The sequence below is a fragment of the Mesorhizobium sp. LNHC229A00 genome (assembly GCF_000502415.1).
GTDB lineage: Bacteria > Pseudomonadota > Alphaproteobacteria > Rhizobiales > Rhizobiaceae > Mesorhizobium.
Genome location: NZ_AYWQ01000001.1, coordinates 297,235 through 317,495 on the forward strand (window position 1 = coordinate 297,235; position 20,261 = coordinate 317,495).

Here is a 20,261-nt window from a genome sequence, read left to right on the forward strand (position 1 = left end):
CCGCCGCGCTGATATCAACCCGCCAGTGCGGCCTTGTTGGCCTCGAGGAACTGCTTCAGCGGTACCGATTTCCGACCGGAAAGTGTCTCTACCGAGTCCGTTACCATGCCAAGGTCGCCGGCGCGCGTGGCGGCGTCGAAGGACACCAGGAGCCTGGCAATCGGCTCGGGAAGTCCGGCTGCCTTCATGCCCTCGGTCAGCGCTTCATCGGAGAGCTGGACGACCTGGATCGGCTTGCCTGTGACTTCGGTGACGAGCACGGCAACTTCGGCTGATGTATAGGCCTTGGGGCCAGTCAGCGTGTAAGTCGTGCTTTCGGTGTTATCCGAAGCCAGCCCCGCGGCTATGGCCGCGGCGAGGTCGTCACGGGCGCCATAGGAAATAGCGCCGTCGGCCGCCGACGTATACCATTGGCCCGATGCGAGGATTTGGGGCATCGCCATGAACAGGTTCTCGTCGTACCAGCCATTGCGGAAGATGGTGTAGGGAATGCCGCTGGCCTTGATCGCCTGTTCGGTGTCGTAGTGGTCGGGAGCAAAGAGCACGGCGGAACCAGGTTCGGTGTTGGGCAACGAGGTGTAAAGCAGGTGGCCGACACCAGCCTGCCGGGCCGCCGCGACGGCGGCAAGCTGCTGCTCGCGACGCTTTCCCTGGATCGCGAGTTCGTTGGTCGAGATGATGAGCGCCCGGTCGGCGCCCGCGAAGGCTTTGGCAAGCGAGGCCCGATCGTCGAAATTTGCCTCGCGAACAGTGACGCCGCGCGCCGACAGGTCGGCAAGGGTGGCGGGCGTGCGGGTCGTGGCGATGATCCGGGCCGCCGGCACCTCGAACGTGTCCAGCAGATGGTTGATGACGCTGCGGCCGAGCTGGCCGGACGCGCCGGTGACGAGAAGAGTTGCGGTCATTGGGGATCCTGACATTGCGCCGGAAGGGCGGTTCGGGTGGTGGTCTCAAAAAGAGACCAGCACTAAAATAGGAATTGACCCACTGCCGTAAAGAAGGCAGTTTTTGGGGAGGTAGGCACACGCAGGGAACCAGCCATGGACAGCCGGACCGTCAATCTGAAATCCAAACTCGAAGTCTACAAAGCGATGACCGACGGCGGAAACATTGCCGATTGCCCGGTCCGCGATGTCATCCAGGGACTCAACGGCAAATGGAGTTCGCTGCTGACGGCAGCGCTGGCCGAGCAGCCTTATCGCTTCGGCGAGCTGCGGCGGCTGGTTCCCGATATCTCACAGCGCATGTTGACCCAGACGCTCCACGATCTGCAGCGCGACGGCTATGTGCGCCGCGAGGTGTTTGCGACCAAGCCGCCCAGTGTCGAATACAGCCTCACCGACCTTGGGCGATCGATGTTCGACGCTTTGCAGTATCTGCTGCAGTGGGCCGAAAACAACCATGATGCTGTGCGCGGCGCGCGCACTGCCTTCGATTCGACGCAGGCTTTACCAGCCGGGTAGCGCTCGGCGTCGCGACTTGATTTCATCCGGCGGCTGAAGGATTGTCCCGGCCAGTTCGGCTTGGGGGCAGCGGCATTTCCTACGATATCGCAATCGCCGGCGCCGGTCCGGCCGGGCTCGCCGCGGCGCTCTATGTCAAGCGCGCCGGCCACCGCGTCACCATCTTCGAGCGCTTCGAGGAACCGAGGCCGGTAGGCTCCGGGCTGATCCTGCAGCCGACTGGGCTGACGGTGCTCGCCGAACTCGGCCTGCTCGACGACATCATGGCGCTGGGCAGCAGGATCGATCGGTTGCATGGCGTCGACGCCTCGAGCGGCCGCACCGTCCTCGATGTCCGCTACGATGCCCAGCGCGGCAACCGTTTCGGCCTGGCGGTGCACAGGGCCGCCCTGTTCGGCGTACTCTTTCGCGCTGCCCGGCGCGAGGCGATCCCCATCGAGACCGGCGTCGAAATCGAGACCCTGGAGACCGGCGAGCGGGTCACCCTGATCAAAGGTCATGGACGAAAGGCAGGGCCGTTCGATCTGATTGTCGACGCCAGCGGCGCGCGCTCCAAGCTGCGGCAGAGCATCGGCAATCAAGACGAGCCAAGGCCACTCACCTATGGCGCGTTCTGGGCATCGCTCGGCTGGCGCGGCGAGGGCTTTGACGAGCACGCGCTTCTGCAGCGCTACGACAAGGCCAGCGTGATGATCGGCGTGCTGCCGATCGGGCGGCCCGAGCCGGGCGCCGAGAAGACGGCGGCGTTCTTCTGGAGCCTGAAGCCGGCCGATGCCGACGCGGTGCGCGCCGGCGGTCTCGACACCTGGAAGGAGAGGGTGGTGCGGCTGTGGCCGCAGGCCGAGGCGTTCACAAGTCAGATCGACAGTTTCGACCAGCTCTCGCTGGCCCGCTACGGCCATCACACGATGAAGTTTCCGGTTGGCCGGCGGCTGGCCGTTATTGGCGACGCCGCCCATTCGGCCAGTCCGCAGCTTGGCCAGGGCGCCAACATGGCGCTGCTCGACGCCGCGGCACTTAACTATGCGCTGGCGCGAGCGGACGGCTTGGAGACAGCGCTGGAAGCTTATGCGCGAGCCCGGCGCCGGCATGTGCGGGTCTTTCAGGCGCTATCGCTGGCGTTCACGCCCTTCTACCAGTCGGATTCGGTGGCGCTGCCCTTCATCCGCGACAGGCTGGTGGCGACGATCGCCAAGATCCCGCCGGCGCCGCGGTTGCTGGCCGCGATGGTCGCCGGCACGGTGATCGATCCGTTCACGCCGGCTGGGCTTGCCGAAGCGCGATGGCCGGATCGCCTTGCCGAATGAGGCTCGATAGAAAGGATGGCTTCGCCCGCAGGAAGGCATGCAGGCGCTGCGGATAGTCCGGCGCCACGGCCTGCCTGATCGACGGACGGTCACTCAACGCTCCGCGCCAGGCCTGGACAAGCGGCTTGCCGTCAAGAATGCCGAAATCGCCGATCCGATCGAAGGCTTCGAGGTAGCGGAAGACCGGACCGTAAACGGCATCGACGAGGGAAAAGCGCCTGCCAGCGAACCATGGCCCACTCGGCAAGCCGCCCGGCAGTTCAGCCTCAATACGGTCGAACATCGCCGACAGCGCGCTGGATTCGGCGAGGAAGCCGGCCTCGCTCGGCGCTGAATAGAACCGGCCGATGGCGTTGAGGATGGCTGAGCCATACTCGATCCAGGCACGGTGCCGGGCGCGTGCATAGGGGTCGGCGGGGTGGAGGGGATTGGCCTGCGTTTCCTCGAGGAATTCGAGGATGACCGCGGATTCGAAGATTATCGTCTCGTCGCCATTTTGCCGTACGCGCAGCAATGGCACCTTGCCGAGCGGCGAGATCGCCTTGAACCAGTCCGGTTTGTCGGCAAGGTCGATGTCGATCCGCTCGAAGGGCACACCTTTCTCGGCCAGCGAGATCGCGGCGCGCTGGACATAGGGGCAGAGCAAATGGCTGATGAGAACGAGGGTGTCGGCGGGTTCCATAGGAATGTGCCTTTCGAGGTCGATGCAATTGCATTTATGTAGATGCATGTGCATTGAACGTCAAGCTTGATGCATCTGCATCTATCGCCTATGGTAAGCCATGACGGAAAAAGCCAAGCCTTCGCCTGAAACCATCAAGGCCTGGGCCCGCCTGATGCGGGTTTCGCGCCAACTAATGGAACGGGCCGAAGACGCGCTGAAGGAGGGCGGCCTGCCGCCGCTCGCCTGGTACGACGTGCTGCATGAGCTTGCGGAGGCCGGAGAGGGCGGGTTGCGGCCGTTTCAATTGATTGAACGCACCCTGTTCGCGCAGTACAACATCTCGCGGCTATTGGCCCGGCTCGAGTCCGACGGGTTGGTCGAGAAACTGCCGGTGGCCGACGATGGCCGCGGCCAGACCATCCGCGTCTCGGCCAAGGGACGTGAGACGCGCCGCCGCATGTGGGCGATCTACGGCAGGTCGATCGAGGAACTGGTTGGTGCCAAACTCTCGCCGGATGAACTGAGCATGATCTCGGCACTGCTGGGCCGCCTGCGTCATCCGCCTACTACGGACTGAGCATCCGGATTGCGCGGCTGCGCGGAACATCGGCGGATTTTGCTTCTTTGCCCTTGCGCTGCTCACCGGATTGCGCAATATGCCGAACCGTAACGTACGGTACGGCAGGTCGAATTCACGCCCTGCTTTGTCCTGCCGAGGGAAGAGCGTGTTGCAAGACGTGCCCGACATCGACAACAGCGAGGCGCTGACGGAGCGGCAGCAGGCCGTTCTGGATGCGGCTTTGCGGCTGCTGGTCGAGGAGGGCGATCATCTGACCATGACCGCCGTGGCGCGCCGCGCGAGCTGTTCCAAGGAAACGCTCTACAAATGGTTCGGCGACCGCGACGGGCTCTTGACGGCGACCGTGCAGTGGCAGGCCTCGAAAGTGCGGGTGGCTTCGGTCGACGGCAAGGGGCTTGACCTTGCCTCGCTCACGGCGGGCCTGGAGCGCTTTGCCTCCGACTGGTTGAAGGTGATCTCCAGCGATACGTCGATCGCGCTCAATAGGGTGGCGGTCGGCCATGCCGGTTCGGGGAAGGACAATCTCGGCGCCGTCGTGCTGGAGAATGGGCGCTTTGCACTGGCCAAGCGGCTGAAGCCAGTGCTGGAAGCCGGCCGGCAGGCCGGGCTGCTTGAATTTGCGGATGCCGAGACGGCCTTCCGTACCTTTTTCGGGCTGGTTGGCCGGGATGTGCAGATCCGCCTGCTGCTCGGCGACCGGCTGGAATTGACTGAGGCGGCGATCGGCGGCGATGCCATCCGCGCGACGCATCAGTTTCTCGCTCTTTTCGGAGCAAAAAACGGGCCTCAAGGCTTTTGATCTTCAAAACGGGAAGGAAGTAAAATGCGTGTCTATTACGATCGTGATGCCGATCTCAACCTGATCAAGGGCAAGAAGGTTGCCATCATCGGCTATGGCAGCCAGGGCAGGGCGCATGCGCTCAACCTCAAGGATTCCGGCGCCAAGGAGATCGCAATCGGTCTCAAGGCCGGCTCGGCGACCGCCAAGAAGGTCGAGGCCGACGGGCTCAAGGTGATGAGCGTCGCCGACGCCGCCAAATGGGCCGACCTGATGATGATGGCGACGCCCGACGAATTGCAGGCCGACATCTACAAGAACGAGATCGCGCCGAACATCCGCGACGGCGCCGCGATCGCCTTCGCGCATGGCCTCAACGTGCATTTCGGCCTCATCGAGCCGAAGTCGACCGTCGATGTCGTCATGATCGCGCCGAAGGGCCCGGGCCACACGGTGCGCGGCGAATACCAGAAGGGCGGCGGCGTGCCGTGCCTGGTCGCCGTCAATCAGGACGCCTCAGGCAACGCGCTCGATCTCGCGCTGTCCTATGCCTGCGGCGTCGGCGGCGGCCGTTCGGGGATCATCGAGACCAATTTCCGCGAGGAATGCGAGACCGACCTGTTCGGCGAACAGGTCGTGCTGTGCGGCGGCCTGGTCGAACTGATCCGCGCCGGCTTCGAGACGCTGGTGGAAGCGGGCTACGCGCCCGAAATGGCCTATTTCGAGTGCCTGCACGAGGTCAAGCTGATCGTCGACCTGATCTATGAAGGCGGCATCGCCAACATGAACTACTCGATCTCGAACACCGCCGAGTGGGGCGAATATGTGTCGGGTCCGCGCATCATCACCGCCGAGACCAAAGCCGAGATGAAGCGCGTGCTGAAGGACATCCAGACGGGAAAGTTCACCTCGGAATGGATGCAGGAATACCGCGCCGGCATGTCGCGCTTCAAGGGCATCCGCCGCAACAACGACAGCCACCAGATCGAGGAAGTCGGCGCCAAGCTGCGCGCCATGATGCCGTGGATTTCCAAGAACAAGTTGGTCGACAAGGCCAAGAACTGAGGATTCGCGCTTCGCGATCAATAATGAAAACGGCGCCACGTGGCGCCGTTTTCATTTCTGGTATCAGCCGCAGGCAGCTCAGCTATAGGGCGACCAGCACTGCTGGCGCGGGCCGTTATAGGGTTGGAACGTGTTGTCGTAGGCGCGATACGAGCGGTAGCGGTTGTAGCACCATTGCACATGGGCGTTCGACAGCCGGCCGGCGCGATAATAGCGGCGCGGCGCCGGCGCATAGTAATCGTAGTTGTTGTAGTTGTTGTACATGCTGCCGAGGCCGAGCCCCAGGCCGAGACCGAGGACCGCGGCAGCGCCATCATCATAGTAGCGCCCGCCACGATAATGATGGCGGCCATGGCGCCAGCGCCAGTTGTCGCCGCCGTTCCAGTTGCCACCACCGTTCCAGTGGCGGCCGCTCCAGTTATCTGCGCCATTCCAGTGGCGGCCGTTCCAATTGCCTGACCGGCGCCATCTCCAATCGCCGCCGTTGTTGCCGCCAGCCCAGCCCTCGCGGACCGGGGTGACCGTCGGCGCGGAGGTGCTGGCCGGGATCGACACATCCGGCTGCAGAATCGGCCCGGCAGCGGATGGCGCCGTGATGCCGGAGACAATACCGAGCGCTATCAGCCCGGATTTGACAGTGGAAGAAAAGAGCGCGTTCATTGCACTTCTCCAAGAGAACAGGCCCCACGCCTACCCTGGGAATGGGCTTACCGTGGACCTTTGCGTCTGAACGGCGGATGAACGGAAAGGTTCCGTCAGCCACAGCGCGAAGGCCATCAGGACCAAGGGATCCCTGCTTGTGGTCCCGCGCGATCTTGTCTTCCGCCGCTCTTGCAGGCAAAGGTCAGCGCATGTCGCTGCGCCTTGCCACCTTCAATGTCGAGAACCTGATGAACAGGTTCGATTTTTCCGGCTTTCGCAACCAGCTCAACGAGGATCGCACGCTGGCGCTCTTCGATATCCAGAGCGAGGCCGAGTACAAGATGCTGGAACAGGCGCGCGCCATCGCGCAATCCGACGACACGCGGCAGCTGACGGCGTTGGCGATTGCCGCCGCCCGTGCCGACATCATCTGCATGCAGGAGGTCGACAACATCGAGGCCTTGAAGGCCTTCGAGTACGGCTATCTGTTCAAGATGGTGGGGCAGGGCTACCGCCAGAAATACACCACGTCGGGCAATGATTCGCGCGGCATCGATGTCGCGGTGATGATGCGCAACGAGACCGCGCAGGGACAGCCGATCGAATTCGTGCGCATGACCAGCCACGCCTATGTCACCTACGAGCAGTTCGGGTTGCATACGCCGGAGCTGGCGGCCCTCGGCAACCAGCCCAATGAACGCATCTTCCGGCGCGACTGCCTGGAGGTCGACATCACGGTGGGCGGCGTGCCGTTGACGCTCTATCTCGTGCATTTCAAGTCCATGGGCTCGCCCCGCAACGGGCTCGACGGACGCGAGGCGACGATGCCGGTCCGCGTCGCGGAGGCGAAGGCCGTGCGGCGCATCATCGAGGAGCGTTTCGGGGCGGAACACGCGGCCGACAAGCGCTGGGCGATCTGCGGCGACATGAACGATTACCGCCAGCGGGTGAAGGTCGCCGGCGATGAGGTCGACGGCTACCGTTTCGAGGTGGTCGACGAGAACCTGTCCTGCGTCAATGTGCTGACGGCGGGCGGCTTCTGTGAAAATGTGGTCGAGCGGCGGCCGGAAATGAACCGCTGGACCTTCTATCACACACGCGGGCCGCAAGAGCGGCATCTGTGCCAGCTCGACTATATCCTGCTGTCAAAGGGGCTGGCGGCGAAGAACGCCACCGCCGTTCCCGACATCATCCGCAACGGCCAGCCCTGGCGCACGATCTTTCCCGCGGGGCAGGAAGTCGAGCGCTTCCCGCGCGCCGGCTGGGATCGGCCCAAGGCTTCGGATCACTGCCCGGTGGCGATCACGCTGGACATCGCTTGATGACGAGTATGGGCCTGATGACGAGTATGGGCTGATGAGGAGTATGGGCCTGATGGGCAGGATCGGGGCTTGATCCGCATGAGCTTCGATCTTCCGCGCAATGTCATCCTGCCTCTCGACGCCATCGACGTCCGTCTCGATGCCGCACCGCATCCATTCGCTGTCGACAATCTGGCGGCGATTGCCGAGAACTGGCAGAGTGAGATAGAGGCCAATCCGGCGCTGTTCGACGGCACTGTGGTGCTGCTTTCCGAACTTGCCTATCGCGACCGCAGCCTCATCGGCCGCTGCCATGCGGTCAACTACTCGACCTTCATGCTATGGCGGAAGCGGCGCGAGAATTCCGGCGCCGAACACGCCTATGCCCATGCCGTGCTGGTGGCCGGCGACAACGCGCTGGTGGCGATCCGCATGGGACCGCGAACCGTCAATGCCGGCCGGGTCTATTTCGCCGCCGGTTCCTTCGAGCCGATCGATTTCCGCGACGGTCTCGTCGATGTCGATTTCAACATGATGCGGGAGGTGCGCGAGGAGACCGGGCTAAACCTGTCGAACGCCAGGCGTGGTGTGCGCTGGCACGCCCTGTCGACTGCAAGCGGCACCGTCATCTTCCGCCGCTATCATGTCGACGCGCCCGCCGATGAGATCGCGCGACGAATCTCGGCCTTCGTCGCCACCGAAGCCAACCCGGAGATCGAGGGGCCGGTGATCATCCGCCATGCCGGCGACCTGCCGGACGGCCTGTCGCCGCATATGAAGCCGCTGATCGAGTGGCATTTCGCGCGCGAGGGCTAACGCATCTTGTCTTGCGCCGCCTTGCTGTCGTTGCGGGCGGCGACGAAAAACAAGATGAAACCGATGCCCAGTAGCCCACCCATCGCCATGCCCATCGTCTGGCCGACGACCGCCTGGAAATCCGATGTGACCCGATCGGGATTGGCCATGCCGTAGCGGGCGAGGTACCACCATATGCCTGCAAGGGCGGCCTCGATGATCACCATCACCAGGGTTAGACGTGCCTTCTTGCTCATGCATTGTCCCTCGACTGGAAATGTCTTGCCTTAGCATCGTCGACCGGCGCGCGACAGTGCTGTCGGTGCCGGTGCGGGCAAGCGTGCAAGCTTGGGGAAAGCTGTTGATCGCGGCGGAGTGGCTCGGCCGCTATTCGTGCCGCAAGGCGTCGATAGGATCGAGCCTGGCGCCGCGCAGCGCCGGGAAGAAGCCGAACACCATGCCGATCAGCGCCGAGAAGCCGACGGCAAGCAGAATGACGGCCGGGCTTGGCGCGAAAGGTATGGTGAGCGTCACCGAGGCAAGGCCGGCCAGCGCCAGCCCAATCAGGATGCCGATGATGCCGCCAAGCAGCGACAGCACCGTCGCCTCGACCAGGAACTGGATGAGGATGTGCTTTTCGTGCGCGCCGATGGCGAGCCGGATGCCGATCTCGCGCGTGCGCTCGGTGACCGACACCAGCATGATGTTCATGATGCCGATGCCGCCGACCAGCAGGCTGACGCCGGCGACCGCGCCCAGCATGCCAGTCATGGTGGTGGTGGCGCTGGCCATGGCGTCGGCGATCTGGGTCATGTCGCGGATGCCGAAATCGCTCTCGCGGTCGGGCGTGATACGGCGCGCATCGCGCAGGATATCCTCGACGCGCGGCTGCAAGTCGCTGGTCGGCGTGCGGTCGTCGGCGGCGATGTAGATGTTGTCGATGTCGCGATTGCCGGCGATGCGGCGCTGATAGGCGGCGAGCGGCATCAACACGACATTGTCCTGGTCCTGGCCGAAGCCGGTGTAGCCTTTCGGCTCGAGCAGGCCGATGATCCTGCAGGAGGTGCGGTTGACGCGGATGATCTCACCCTCGGGATCGCCGGCGCCGAAGAACTGCTGGCGCACCGTCTCGCCGATCAGGCAGACGCCGGTTCCCGAGCGGGTTTCGGAATCGCTGAAGGGGCGGCCGGACACCAGTTTCCAGTCGCGTGCGTCGAGATAGGCGCTGTCGGTGCCGGTGACGCCAGAGGTCAGGCTCTCGGTGCCGAAGATGACGCGCACCTGCTTTTGCGCGGCCGGCGAGATGGCGCGGGCGCCGGTGAGATGCGCAACCAGCGCCGCCAGATGCTTTTCCGCCAGCGGCCGCGCCGCCTGGTCGAGCCCGCCCGGACCGCCGGGGCCGGCCGGGCGCCCGGCTCGGACGACCAGCAGATTGCTGCCGAGCTTGGAAATGTCGGACTTAACCTTTTGCGTGGTGCCGGAGCCGATGGTCAGCATGGCAATCACGGCGGCGACGCCGATGACGATGCCGAGCAAGGTCAGGAACGAGCGCAGCACGTTGCGGCGGATCGAGCGCATCGAGAGGCGGACGGTTTCCCAGATCATGCCATCTCCATATTCATGGTGTCGGAGGCGACATGGCCGTCGAGGAAGCGGATGGTGCGCTCGGCATATTCGGCGACATCGGCTTCGTGGGTGACCATGGTGACGGTCAGGCCAAGCTCTTTGTTGAGCCGCGTCAGCAACTCCATGATCTCGTGCGTGCGTGCGGTGTCGAGATTGCCGGTCGGCTCGTCGGCGACGAGCAGCGTCGGCCTAGTGACGATGGCGCGTGCGATCGCCACGCGCTGCTGTTGGCCGCCCGACAATTCGGCCGGCGTATGATGCTCCCGGCCGACAAGGCCGACCTCGGCCAGCGCCTGCATGGCAAGGTCGCGGCGCTCGCGGGCGGCGACGCCGCGATAGATCAGCGGCAGCTCGACATTTTCGGCCGCGGTGGTGCGCGCCAGCAGATTGTAGCCCTGGAAGACGAAGCCGACATAGAGGTTGCGCAGCATGGCACGGCGGTTGCGGTCGAGCCGGCCGGCATCGACGCCCATGAAGGAATAGGTCCCGGCCGTCGGCGTGTCGAGGCAACCGACGATGTTCATCGCCGTCGACTTGCCGGAGCCCGATGGTCCCATGATGGCGACGAATTCACCGCGCTGGATGGCAAGGTCGACTCCGGCCAGCGCATGCACCTTGGCTTCGCCCTGGCCGTAGCTTTTCCAAACCTTGTCGAAGGTGATGAGGGGGGCGCCCGCGGCCACTGGCTCAGCTCCGCGACTGCGAAGCGGTGATGATCTGCGCGCCTTCCTCCAGGCCGGAGGTGATCTCGGTCAGTTCGCCATCGGTCGAACCGATCTTGACGTTGACCGGGCGCGGGCGGCCGTTCTCCAGCACATAGAGCGTACGGGACCCATCGGTCGGGGCCTTCGCCGCCTGGCGCTGGCGATTGCCGCGGCCCATGCGGCCGGTGAACAGGTCGCTTAGGCTCCAGCCGCGCGCCGCTTGCTGCGCCGGGCGATAGCGGAAAGCGGACGAGGGCACGGTGAGCACGCCCTTGGCTTCCCGCGTAACCACAGAAACGGTGGCGGTCATGCCGGGACGCAGCAGAAGCTCATTGTTGTCGACCTCGAGCCGCGCATTGTAGGTGACGACGCCGTCCGTGGTGACCGAGGCATAGGAGATGTCGCGGATTTCGGCATCGAACGGCCGCTCCGGGAAGGCGTCGACGGTGAAGCGGGCATGCTGGCCCGACTTGACCGCGCCGATATCGGCTTCGTCGACCGCCGCTACCAGTTCCATGTTCCTCAAATCGGCGGCGATGATGAACAGGACCGGCGCCTGCAGCGAGGAGGCGACCGTTTGGCCGGGGTCGACCGAACGCGTCAGCACGATGCCGTCGATCGGCGCGTAGATGGTGCTGTTGGCAAGGTCGGTCTGCTGCGACTTGAGATCGGCATTGGCGATGGCGAGATTGGCCTCGGCGCTTTCGAGCGCCGCCTTGGAACGGTCGCGCGCCGCGGTCGCTGCCTCGAGCGACTGGTCGGTTGCCATGCCGCGCTTGGTCAGGGCCGCGGCGCGGACAAGCGCACTCTCGTTCTCGGCGAGCGTCACCCTGGCGTCCTCCACATTGGCGGCCGCCCCCTTCGCGGACGCTTCGGCGCGTTCGATCTGGACCTGCAGCTTGGCGGTGTCGAGGGCCGCCAGCACGTCGCCCTTCTTGACCTGCTGGTTCTCGTTGACGGCGACCGAGCCTATGATGCCTGAGAGCTGGCTTGATATGTCGACCTGGGTGAGCGGCTGCAGCGTGCCTGTCGCCGACACCTGGACGGTGAGGTCGGCCTTGGCGGCCGGCACCGTGGTATAGTCAGTCCTGGTCGGCGTGCCCGCATACCATTGATAGAGGCCAAGGCCGGCGGCAAGCACGATAAGGGTCAGCAACGCATAGAGCCAGCCACGCCGGCGCGTCCTGCGTCGACCGGTCTGGTCTAGCCCAAGCGCCGTCTCGATGGCGGAATCCGATTCCGCCTTTGGCAGATTGACAATCTGGTCCACGTCGGACCCCTATGATGCGTATGTCCCTGTCTGTGCACAGATCAGGCTTACCGGTTCGAATATCAAATTAAATTTCGCCCATGTTGGGATTGAGGCAAGGATGCAAACCCGGAATTACTTGCTTTACGATGTGTTTACGACCGAGCGACTGGCCGGCAACCCGCTGGCGGTGGTGTTGGATTGCAAGGGTCTGGACACGGCCGCGATGCAGGCCATCGCGCGCGAGTTCAACCTGTCCGAATCGGTTTTCGTGTTGCCGCCGGACAATCCCAAGCACCGCAACCGCATCCGCATCTTCACGCCCGACTATGAAATGCCGTTCGCCGGCCATCCGACGGTGGGCTCGGCCATCGCGCTAGCCGAACTGGCGGGCGAGGGCGGCGCCGGCATCTTCGTGCTTGAAGAGAACATCGGCCCGGTGCGTTGCGCGGTCAGCACGCACGATGACGCCACATTCGCCGAGTTCGACCTGGCGAAATTGCCGGAGCCGCTGAAGCTGGAGGCCGATCCGGAGGCGATCGGCGCTGCCCTTGGCCTGGCGCCGCACGAGATCGGCTTCGAGAATCACCGTGTCGCCTTCTGGTCGGCCGGCGTGCCCTATGTGACCATTCCGGTCGCCAACCTCGAAGCGGCGGGCCGGATCCGGCTGGACAACCAGGCGTGGTCCGAACTGGCGCCGCGCAAGAGCGAATGGGCCTTCGCCAGCCCGTACGTCTATTGCCGCGAAACGGTGAACCACGAAAGCGCTTTCCATGTCCGCATGATCGTTCCCGGCACGCCTTCCTACGAGGACCCGGCGACCGGTTCGGCGGCGGCGGCCTTCGCCGGCGCCATCATGCATTTCGACGGCCCGACGGACGGGGTTTCGCAGCTATGGATCGAACAGGGACTGGAGATGGGCCGGCCGTCGCGTATCCGCCTCGAACTGACAGTGCAAGGCGGAAAACTGGCGTCCGCGCGCATTGGCGGGCATGCGATCAAGGTGGCGGAAGGCAAGCTTTTCGTCTGATTGGAGAGAGCCCCGCTCGATTTGTCGGGAAATGATTCCAGCAGGGCTGGACAGGACCGGTATCGGCGGCTATATGCCCGCCAACGCCGGTTTTTGCCGGTCGAGTGGGTGCGTAGCTCAGTTGGTAGAGCAGCTGACTCTTAATCAGCGGGTCCACAGTTCAATCCTGTGCGCACCCACCAAAAATCCTTGGATTTGGTGGAAAGACCTTGGAATAAAAGCCGGTTCAATCGCCGCGCTCGTTTCGTCACTATTCGGCTGCCTTCGCAGCCGGGCCGCCTGTGGGGCGAGCCGTCGGACTTTGCAGCCGAGTTGGGGCAGCCGAGTTGGGGCAGCCGAGTTGGGCAGCCGAGTTGGTCAAAGACCGCGATTGCCGCGACCGAAAAACGCGATTCAGAAACTTGCCGAAACGGAAACCAATGCCGTTGTCCGCGTTCTGACGACCAGCATCAACGCTGGCCTTTCCTCGTGAAAAGTCCCTGATGAGCCACCGGACCAATATGAGGAAGAGGACAAGGAGGATGTCTCCGGGTCCGTCACCCGAAAACCCGCTACGCCAAATTATACCGGCAAGCAGCACGGCGATAGTGGCGGCAGCAGCGAGGGGATCAAGTTTTTCATCCACCAGAGTTACTGAATAACTGCAAGAAAAGGAAGATCGCCGCCCGGAAAAGCTTTTATCCACGGTTGACGCTGGTGACTATTTCTCAGACACGCCCGCCTCGGCAAAGCTCGCCATGCGAGCGTGGCACTCCAGCGCCGAGCGGACGATGTTGACGGCGAGGCATGCACCGGAACCTTCGCCTAGCCGCATGCCGAGATCGAGCAGCGGCGGCAGGGCCAGCGCTTCGAGCAGGCCGCGGTGGCCCGATTCGGCTGAGACGTGAGCAGCAATCGTGTGGGCGAGGCCAGTTGGGTGCAGCTTCGCCAGCGGCGCGGCGGCGGCGGTGCAGACGAAGCCGTCGAGCAGCACGGGTATGCCGAGGTGACGGGCGGCGAGCGTGGCGCCGAAGATGGCGGCGAGTTCGCGTCCGCCGAGGCTGGCAGCGATCCCCAACGGGTCGGCNGTCGGCAAGGGCAGCGGCATGGCGCTTCAGGCCGGCTTCGATGGCGACCACCTTGCGCTTCAGGCCGGCATCGTCGACGCCGGTGCCGCGCCCCGTCCATTTTTCCGCCCCACCGCCGAATAGCGCCGCCGAAATAGCGGCCGCCGGCGTGGTGTTGCCGATGCCCATTTCGCCAAAGCAGACCAGGTCGAGGTCTTTCGTTATGGCGTCATAGCCCGCCGAGACAGCGGCGAGGAAGGCCTTCTCATCCATTGCCGCCACTTGCGTGAAATCGCCGCTTGGATGATCGAGATCGAGCGGGATGACGTCGAGTTCGGCGCCGGCGATGCGGGCGAGCTGGTTGATGGCGGCACCGCCGCCGGCAAAATTCGCCACCATCTGCACGGTGACTTCGGAGGGGTAGGCCGACACGCCCTGCGCGGTGACGCCGTGGTTGCCGGCGAAGACGAACACTTTCACCCGGTCGAGCCTGGGCATGTCGCGGCCTTGCCAGCGCGCCAGCCAGGCGGCGATCGTTTCGAGCTTGCCGAGGCTGCCTTGCGGTTTGGTCAGCGTGTCCTGGCGGTTTGCAACGGCCTTTGCAGCGGTATCGCTGCCGGCGGGCAGATCGAGGCAGGCGGCGCGCAATTCATCGAGGGATTTGAAGGGCATGGGGGAAGGTCTCCGGAAAGGAATCAAGGGGGATCAGGCCAAGGCGATCAAGAGAGCGCGACGGAAGCGACGAGCAGCACCGCGATTTCGCTCAACTGTTGCAAGGCGCCAACCGCGTCGCCGGTCTGGCCCTCGATCTGGTTGAGGCAAAGGGCGTGGAAGGCGGCAAAGAACAGGCCGAGCAGGATGAGCGCGGCAATGGCGCCGCCAAGCCCGAGGAGGAGCAGCGGAATCGCGCCGAGCACGGCTCCGGCTATTGCCGTTTCGAGCGAAACGGTGCCGGCGCCAGCCGACAGGCCGTCGGACCGCGCCGGCGGCAAAAGATGCATGAAGGCACCGAGCACGCCACGCGAGGCTGCGTGCGCCGCGACGAGAGCAAACAGGGCCTGTGTGGGTTCGACCACTTGCGACAGCGCGCTCCAGCGGATCAGCAGCGATAGCGCCAGCGCCACGGCGCCATAAGCGCCGATGCGGCTGTCGCGCATGATCTCGAGCTTGCGCCCGCGCGACTTGCCGCCGCCGAAGCCGTCGGCGACGTCCGACAATCCATCCTCATGCAGGCAGCCCGTGGTAGCCACGGTTGCAACAAGGGCAAGGGCGGCCGACGGGCCAATGGCAAGGCCAAACCGTTCCGCCGTGGCAAAGACGATGGCGCCGATCAAGCCGACGACAAGGCCGGCAATCGGGGCGGCCCAGATCGCGGCGGCGAGGCCCCGGCCACGAAAATCGAACACTGGCAGCGGCAGGCGGGTGAAAAAAACCAGGCAGAGCGCGATGTCGTCGAGGACTTGCCGGGGCGACAGGGTGATTTTCGGGAGCTTCATCGCCCTAGCTCCTCGCAATGGCATGAAGAAAGGTGCCGCTGACATGGCCGCGCCGGTAGCCGGAGGCGCCGAGCGGATTGCCCTGGCCATCGGCGAGATCGGCCAAAGGCTCGTCATTGCCGGTGGCCGTCATCTGCGCATAGTGGAATTCGTGACCTCGGATCAGCGCGCCCTGCGAACCCAGCGGACAGTCGGCGCGCAGCCGTGCCTCGCGGTAGCCAAGGTTCATCTTGCGCCTGGCGAAGCTGGTGGAATGGCCGAGCAGGCCGAGCATGGGATGCGTTTCGCCTGATGCATCCTCCAGCGCTTCACCAAGCACCATGAAGCCACCGCATTCGCCATGGATCGGCTTTGTCGTGGCGAAACGTGCCATCCCCGCATGGAAATTCACGGCGGCGGTGAGTTTGCCGGCATGAAGCTCGGGATAGCCGCCGGGCAGCCAGCAGACGTCGCAATCCCCGTCCGGCGCCTCGTCGGCGAGCGGCGAGAACGGGACGATTTCCGCGCCGGCCTTGCGCCAATAGGCGGCGACGTGCGGGTAGAGGAAGGTGAAGGCGGCATCCTCGGCAAGCGCGATGCGTTGGCCAGGCGGCCGCAGCGCGTCGGCGAAATCGCCGACCGCCGGGACGAGAGGTGTTGCCAGCGCCATCACCGCGTCGAGGTCGAGCGACTTTTCCGCCATGTCGGCGAGCCGGTCCAGGTGCGCCATCAGGTCTTCATATTCGCCGGCCTGGACGAGACCGAGATGGCGTTCGGGCAAATTAAGCGAGGGGTCGCGTAAAATGGCGCCGACGACAGGCAGGCCGATCGCCTCGATGGCGTCGCCGGACAGCTTGCGATGGCGCTCGCTGCCCAGCCGGTTGAGCACGACCCCGGCCATGCGCACATCAGGGTCGTAAGTGGCGAAACCTTTGGCGACGGCCGCAGCCGTCGTCGACTGGCCGGAGACGTCGAGCACCAGCAGCACCGGCAGGCCGTAAAGCCGGGCCAGATCGGCAGCCGAACCGGTGCGGCCAAGCGAGGCCGGGATGCCGTCGAACAGGCCCATGGCGCTTTCGAGGATGACGAAATCGGTGTCGTCGGCTGCTTGTGCGGCCAGCGCATTGAGCAGCGACGGCGACATCGCCCAGCTGTCGAGATTGACGCCGGACAGGCCGGTGGCGGCGGTGTGGAAGCCTGGATCGATATAGTCAGGGCCGGATTTGGCGCCGCGCACTTTCAGGCCGCGCCGGGTGAGTGCGCGCAGGATGCCGATGGTGACGCTGGTCTTGCCCGAACCGGAGCGCGGCGCGCCGATGATGATCGCCCGGGCCGTCATGCTCCGCCCGCCAGTGCAGCGCGCATGGCGACGATGCCGCCGACGACGATCAATGCCGGCGAGGCGAGCCCGGCCGCCGCCGCTGCCCCGGCAATGGTGGCGAGCGTGGCTATGACGGTCCTTTCCCGCGGCGTCGTCGCGGCGACGATTATGGCCGCCGGTGTCGATGGCGCCAGTCCGCCGTCGAGCAGGGCGGCTGCTATGAGAGGCAGATTTGCCATGCCCATATAGACGACGACCGGCTGGCCGGTGCGGGCGATCGCCGCCCAGTCGAGATCGTCATCGGTGCCGGCGGCGTGGCCGGTCGCCAGAATGACAGCCTTGTTGATGCCGCGCATGGTGGCTGGAATGCCGGTCGCGGCGAGCGCGCTGAGACCTGAGGTCAGGCCGGGCAGCACCCGGAAAGGGATGTTTTGACGCGCCAGCGCCAGCGCCTCTTCGCCGCCACGGCCAAAAATATAGGGATCGCCGCCTTTCAGCCTGACGACGCGGCGGCCTTCGCGCGCCAGCCGCACCAGCAGAGCGGTGATGTCGTCCTGCTTCATCGATGGCTGGCCGCCGCGTTTTCCCGCGAAGAAAAGCTCGGCGCTTCCGGCAATAGCAACCACATCGGGCGAAACCAGCGCGTCGTAGACCAGCGCATCCGCCTCGGCCAGTGCCGCCAGCACCTCCAGCGTCAGGCAGCCGGGATCGCCGGGACCGGCGCCGGCCAGCCAGACATGGCCCGGCTCCAGCGGACGCGGCTTGAAGTTCAGCCGTGCCAGCGCCTGTTCGAGCGTGGCGTTTTCGCCGTTGTTTCCAGTGCTGGCGCTCACAATCCGTCCCGTCCGCGAAAACGCCGCTGGTAATGGGCGTCGTACAATGAACTCTCGCCGAAATCTTGTGCCGCCAGCGAACGGCCGACGAATATGAGCGCTGTGCGCTCCATTGGATCGGCGGCCAGTAGCGCCTCGATCGTTTCCAGCGTGCCGGTCAGCACGCGCTCGTCCGGCCAGGAGGCGCGGAAGACGATCGCCACCGGGCAATCGCTACCATAGTGCGGCGTCAGCTCGGCGACGACGCGGTCGATGGCATGGATGGCAAGGTGGATGGCCAGCGTGGCGCCGGTGCGGCCGAAACCGGCCAGCGTTTCGCCGGGCGGCATTTTCGACGCACGTCCTGACACGCGGGTCAGCACCAGGCTTTGCGCGACTTCGGGGATGGTCAGCTCGCGGCGAAGTGCGGCGGCGGCGGCCGCGAAGGAAGGGACGCCCGGCGTCAGCGTGTAGGGGATACCATGCTTTTCCAGCCGGCGGATCTGCTCGGCGACGGCACTCCACACCGACAGGTCGCCGGAATGCAGGCGGGCAACATCATGGCCGGCCATGTCGGCGGCCACATATTCAGCCTCGATTTCGTCGAGCGACATCGGCGCGGTATCGATCAGCTTCGTTCCCGGCGCGCAATGCTGCAGCAATTCCGGCGCGACGATGGAGCCGGCGTGGAGACAGACCGGGCAACGCGCCAAGAGCCTTGCGCCACGCAGCGTGATGAGGTCGGCCGCACCTGGCCCGGCGCCGATGAAATGGACGGTCATGGCGCGTCTCCGCTGATGGCGATGGCGCAGGTGACCGGACCGAGCACGGTGCGGGACCCGAGCAGGGTCGCGCCTTTGCCGGCGACGGCAAGGGCCGAGGCTTCCGAGACGGATGGTGTGCCCGCCAGCTCCCGCGAGAGGCTGGAGCTGGTTAGCGTCCCCGGCGAGGCGGCCTGAAGGGCTGCGTCATCAACGATAATGACGGGAAGGTTCAGCTTGCGACCAGCGGCGGCGATTGCTTGTTCATCCTTCTTGAGCGCCGCGGTGGCCAGTGCCGAAAGAGCCGACATCGGCAGGCCATGCGCTTCGAGCGCTGTTTCTATCGCCGCGAGCACGTCCTCGACGGTGACGCCCCTTCGGCTGCCGATGCCCGCGACCATCATGGCTTCACCCAACTCCATTGCGTGACGGGCATGGCCGGCCGCCATGCCTGCATGGAGCCGACCGGCGAAGCGCGGGAGATGCCGATGCGGGTGAGGTCGCCGCCGCGCTTTGTGTGCTGGGCGAGGAGCAGGGCTTCCATTTCCAACGTCACCGCGTTGGCGACAAGACGGCCGCCTGCGCGCAAGGCTCTGATGGCGGCATTCAAGACGCCGGCGTCGCTGCCGCCGCCGCCGATGAAGATGGCATCAGGTGTCTCCAGTCTGGCCAGGACCTTGGGCGCGCTGCCTTCCACAATGACGAGGCCGGGAACGCCGCAGGCGACGGCGTTATGAGCGATGCGGGCGGCGCGAGCCGGGTCGGCCTCGATGGCGATGGCGCGCAGCGAAGGGTGGGCGAGCATCCATTCGATGCCGATCGAGCCCGAGCCGGCGCCGACATCCCACAGCAATTCGCCGCGCCTCGGCGCCAGCGCCGACAGGGTGATAGCGCGGATTTCGCGCTTGGTGATCTGGCCGTCATGCTCGAACAGATGGTCGGCGAGGCCGGATGTGAGCGGCAGCACACGCGCCTGCGTGGCCGAATCAATTTCGATGGCCAGGACATTGAGCGGATTGATGTTTTGGAGGTCGAAGGCATCGGCGCGAGCCGAGCGCAATGTCTCCTTCGGCCCGCCCAATGCCTCCAGCACCGTCAGGCGCGAAGCCCCGAAGTCGAGCTCGGCGAGCAGCCGGGCAATTGCCGCCGGAGCAAAGCCATCGGATGTCAGCGCCAGGATGCGGGCGTTGGGCTGCAGCAGCGGGCGGATGAGGTCGATCGGGTGGCCGTGCAGTGAGATGGTCTCGATATCCTGCAGGGCCCAGCCAAGCCGCGCCGCGGCCAGCGACATCGCCGACGGCGCTGATATGACATTCATCTCGCGCGGCTTGACCTTGCGGGCGAGGGTGGCGCCGACCCCGTGGAAGAACGGGTCACCGGAGGCGAGCACGCAGACGTTCCTGCCGGCAAGCGCCAGGACATCGGTCATCCCTGCATCGAAAGGAACCGGCCAGGGACGCGGCTTGCCCTTGGCGAAGGAAGCGACGAGCGCCAGGTGCCGCTTGCCACCGAAGATGAACTCCGCCTCGGCGATCCGCCGCTTGGCCTCGTCGCCGAGACCCGCTAAACCGTCCTCGCCGATGCCGATGATTGTGAGCCATCTCGGGTTGGGCTTGGCGGCGCGGGGACCCTCAGCAGGCAT

The 20,261-nt window shown here is 65.1% G+C and carries 21 protein-coding genes, 1 tRNA gene and 1 pseudogene; 9 read left to right on the forward strand and 14 right to left on the reverse strand.

Going from position 1 to position 20,261, the window contains the following annotated elements:
• Positions 1-14: 14 nt before the first annotated feature.
• A complete protein-coding gene (locus X742_RS168130; protein ID WP_023769752.1) occupies positions 15-905 on the reverse strand; it encodes an SDR family oxidoreductase in 891 nt (296 codons plus the stop codon).
• A 135-nt stretch (positions 906-1,040) separates the two neighbouring features.
• On the opposite strand from X742_RS168130, the gene X742_RS168125 reads away from it, so the two are divergent.
• Positions 1,041-1,463 (forward strand): helix-turn-helix domain-containing protein, encoded by a 423-nt coding sequence (locus X742_RS168125; RefSeq protein ID WP_023769753.1) that lies wholly within the window; start codon positions 1,041-1,043, stop codon positions 1,461-1,463.
• 41 nt (positions 1,464-1,504) lie between these two features.
• Positions 1,505-2,770 carry an NAD(P)/FAD-dependent oxidoreductase gene (locus X742_RS168120; protein ID WP_023769754.1) on the forward strand — a complete coding sequence of 422 codons (1,266 nt, stop codon included), beginning with the start codon at positions 1,505-1,507 and terminating at the stop codon, positions 2,768-2,770.
• Here X742_RS168120 and X742_RS168115 read toward each other — a convergent pair.
• Positions 2,718-3,452: a glutathione S-transferase family protein gene (locus X742_RS168115; RefSeq protein WP_023769755.1), complete on the reverse strand. Its 735-nt coding sequence runs from the start codon at positions 3,450-3,452 to the stop codon at positions 2,718-2,720. The genes X742_RS168120 and X742_RS168115 overlap by 53 nt on opposite strands.
• 100 nt (positions 3,453-3,552) lie before the next feature.
• Between X742_RS168115 and X742_RS168110 the strand changes: the two genes are divergently transcribed.
• The 3 genes from X742_RS168110 to ilvC all read left to right on the forward strand — a co-directional run bounded on the left by X742_RS168110 (position 3,553) and on the right by ilvC (position 5,857).
• Positions 3,553-4,011 carry a MarR family winged helix-turn-helix transcriptional regulator gene (locus X742_RS168110; protein WP_023769756.1) on the forward strand — a complete coding sequence of 153 codons (459 nt, stop codon included), beginning with the start codon at positions 3,553-3,555 and terminating at the stop codon, positions 4,009-4,011.
• Positions 4,012-4,159: 148 nt separating this feature from the next.
• Positions 4,160-4,813 carry a TetR/AcrR family transcriptional regulator gene (locus tag X742_RS168105; protein ID WP_023769757.1) on the forward strand — a complete coding sequence of 218 codons (654 nt, stop codon included), beginning with the start codon at positions 4,160-4,162 and terminating at the stop codon, positions 4,811-4,813.
• Positions 4,814-4,837: 24 nt separating this feature from the next.
• Positions 4,838-5,857 (forward strand): ketol-acid reductoisomerase, encoded by a 1,020-nt coding sequence (gene ilvC, locus X742_RS168100; protein ID WP_013531065.1) that lies wholly within the window; start codon positions 4,838-4,840, stop codon positions 5,855-5,857.
• Positions 5,858-5,935: 78 nt separating this feature from the next.
• Here the strand turns inward: ilvC and X742_RS168095 are convergent, their stop codons facing one another.
• On the reverse strand, positions 5,936-6,517 hold the full coding sequence (locus tag X742_RS168095; protein ID WP_023769758.1) for a BA14K family protein: 582 nt from the start codon (positions 6,515-6,517) through the stop codon (positions 5,936-5,938).
• Between the two features lie 191 nt (positions 6,518-6,708).
• On the opposite strand from X742_RS168095, the gene X742_RS168090 reads away from it, so the two are divergent.
• Both X742_RS168090 and X742_RS168085 read left to right on the forward strand, forming a co-directional pair.
• Positions 6,709-7,821: an endonuclease/exonuclease/phosphatase family protein gene (locus X742_RS168090; protein ID WP_023769759.1), complete on the forward strand. Its 1,113-nt coding sequence runs from the start codon at positions 6,709-6,711 to the stop codon at positions 7,819-7,821.
• Positions 7,822-7,899: 78 nt separating this feature from the next.
• Complete coding sequence (locus X742_RS168085) at positions 7,900-8,616, forward strand: hypothetical protein (protein ID WP_023769760.1); 717 nt, start codon at positions 7,900-7,902, stop codon at positions 8,614-8,616.
• Here the strand turns inward: X742_RS168085 and X742_RS168080 are convergent.
• From X742_RS168080 to X742_RS168065, 4 genes are all read right to left on the reverse strand, one after another.
• A complete protein-coding gene (locus X742_RS168080; RefSeq protein ID WP_023769761.1) occupies positions 8,613-8,852 on the reverse strand; it encodes a hypothetical protein in 240 nt (79 codons plus the stop codon). The two genes, X742_RS168085 and X742_RS168080, sit on opposite strands and share 4 nt — an antisense overlap.
• A gap of 130 nt (positions 8,853-8,982) precedes the next feature.
• Positions 8,983-10,200 (reverse strand): ABC transporter permease, encoded by a 1,218-nt coding sequence (locus tag X742_RS168075; protein ID WP_023769762.1) that lies wholly within the window; start codon positions 10,198-10,200, stop codon positions 8,983-8,985.
• Complete coding sequence (locus X742_RS168070; protein ID WP_023769763.1) at positions 10,197-10,904, reverse strand: ABC transporter ATP-binding protein; 708 nt, start codon at positions 10,902-10,904, stop codon at positions 10,197-10,199. Before X742_RS168070 ends, X742_RS168075 begins: the two co-directional genes overlap by 4 nt.
• Positions 10,905-10,908: 4 nt before the next feature.
• Positions 10,909-12,195 (reverse strand): efflux RND transporter periplasmic adaptor subunit, encoded by a 1,287-nt coding sequence (locus X742_RS168065; RefSeq protein ID WP_023769764.1) that lies wholly within the window; start codon positions 12,193-12,195, stop codon positions 10,909-10,911.
• Positions 12,196-12,295: 100 nt separating this feature from the next.
• Here X742_RS168065 and X742_RS168060 point away from each other — a divergent pair, with 100 nt between their 5' ends.
• Entirely contained in the window at positions 12,296-13,204 is a 909-nt protein-coding gene (locus tag X742_RS168060; protein ID WP_023769765.1) for a PhzF family phenazine biosynthesis protein, read from the forward strand.
• Between the two features lie 106 nt (positions 13,205-13,310).
• Positions 13,311-13,386 (forward strand) — tRNA-Lys (locus X742_RS168055).
• A 518-nt stretch (positions 13,387-13,904) separates the two neighbouring features.
• On the opposite strand, the pseudogene cobT reads toward X742_RS168055, so the two are convergent.
• The 7 genes and pseudogenes from cobT to X742_RS168025 form a co-directional block, all read right to left on the reverse strand.
• Positions 13,905-14,922, reverse strand: a pseudogene (cobT, locus tag X742_RS01000000169465) (nicotinate-nucleotide--dimethylbenzimidazole phosphoribosyltransferase).
• Between the two features lie 47 nt (positions 14,923-14,969).
• Positions 14,970-15,746, reverse strand: coding sequence for an adenosylcobinamide-GDP ribazoletransferase (locus X742_RS168050; RefSeq protein ID WP_023769766.1), 777 nt, complete (start codon positions 15,744-15,746; stop codon positions 14,970-14,972).
• Between the two features lie 4 nt (positions 15,747-15,750).
• Entirely contained in the window at positions 15,751-17,064 is a 1,314-nt protein-coding gene (locus X742_RS168045; RefSeq protein ID WP_023769767.1) for a cobyrinate a,c-diamide synthase, read from the reverse strand.
• Complete coding sequence (gene cobA / locus X742_RS168040; RefSeq protein ID WP_023769768.1) at positions 17,061-17,879, reverse strand: uroporphyrinogen-III C-methyltransferase; 819 nt, start codon at positions 17,877-17,879, stop codon at positions 17,061-17,063. Before cobA ends, X742_RS168045 begins: the two co-directional genes overlap by 4 nt.
• Positions 17,876-18,640: a precorrin-4 C(11)-methyltransferase gene (gene cobM / locus X742_RS168035; protein ID WP_023769769.1), complete on the reverse strand. Its 765-nt coding sequence runs from the start codon at positions 18,638-18,640 to the stop codon at positions 17,876-17,878. The genes cobA and cobM overlap by 4 nt, the downstream gene beginning before the upstream one ends.
• The gene (locus X742_RS168030) at positions 18,637-19,023 is read right to left on the reverse strand and encodes a cobalamin biosynthesis protein (protein ID WP_023769770.1); all 387 of its coding nucleotides are present in this window, start codon (positions 19,021-19,023) and stop codon (positions 18,637-18,639) included. The genes cobM and X742_RS168030 overlap by 4 nt, the downstream gene beginning before the upstream one ends.
• Positions 19,020-20,261, reverse strand: coding sequence for a bifunctional cobalt-precorrin-7 (C(5))-methyltransferase/cobalt-precorrin-6B (C(15))-methyltransferase (locus tag X742_RS168025; RefSeq protein ID WP_023769771.1), 1,242 nt, complete (start codon positions 20,259-20,261; stop codon positions 19,020-19,022). Before X742_RS168025 ends, X742_RS168030 begins: the two co-directional genes overlap by 4 nt.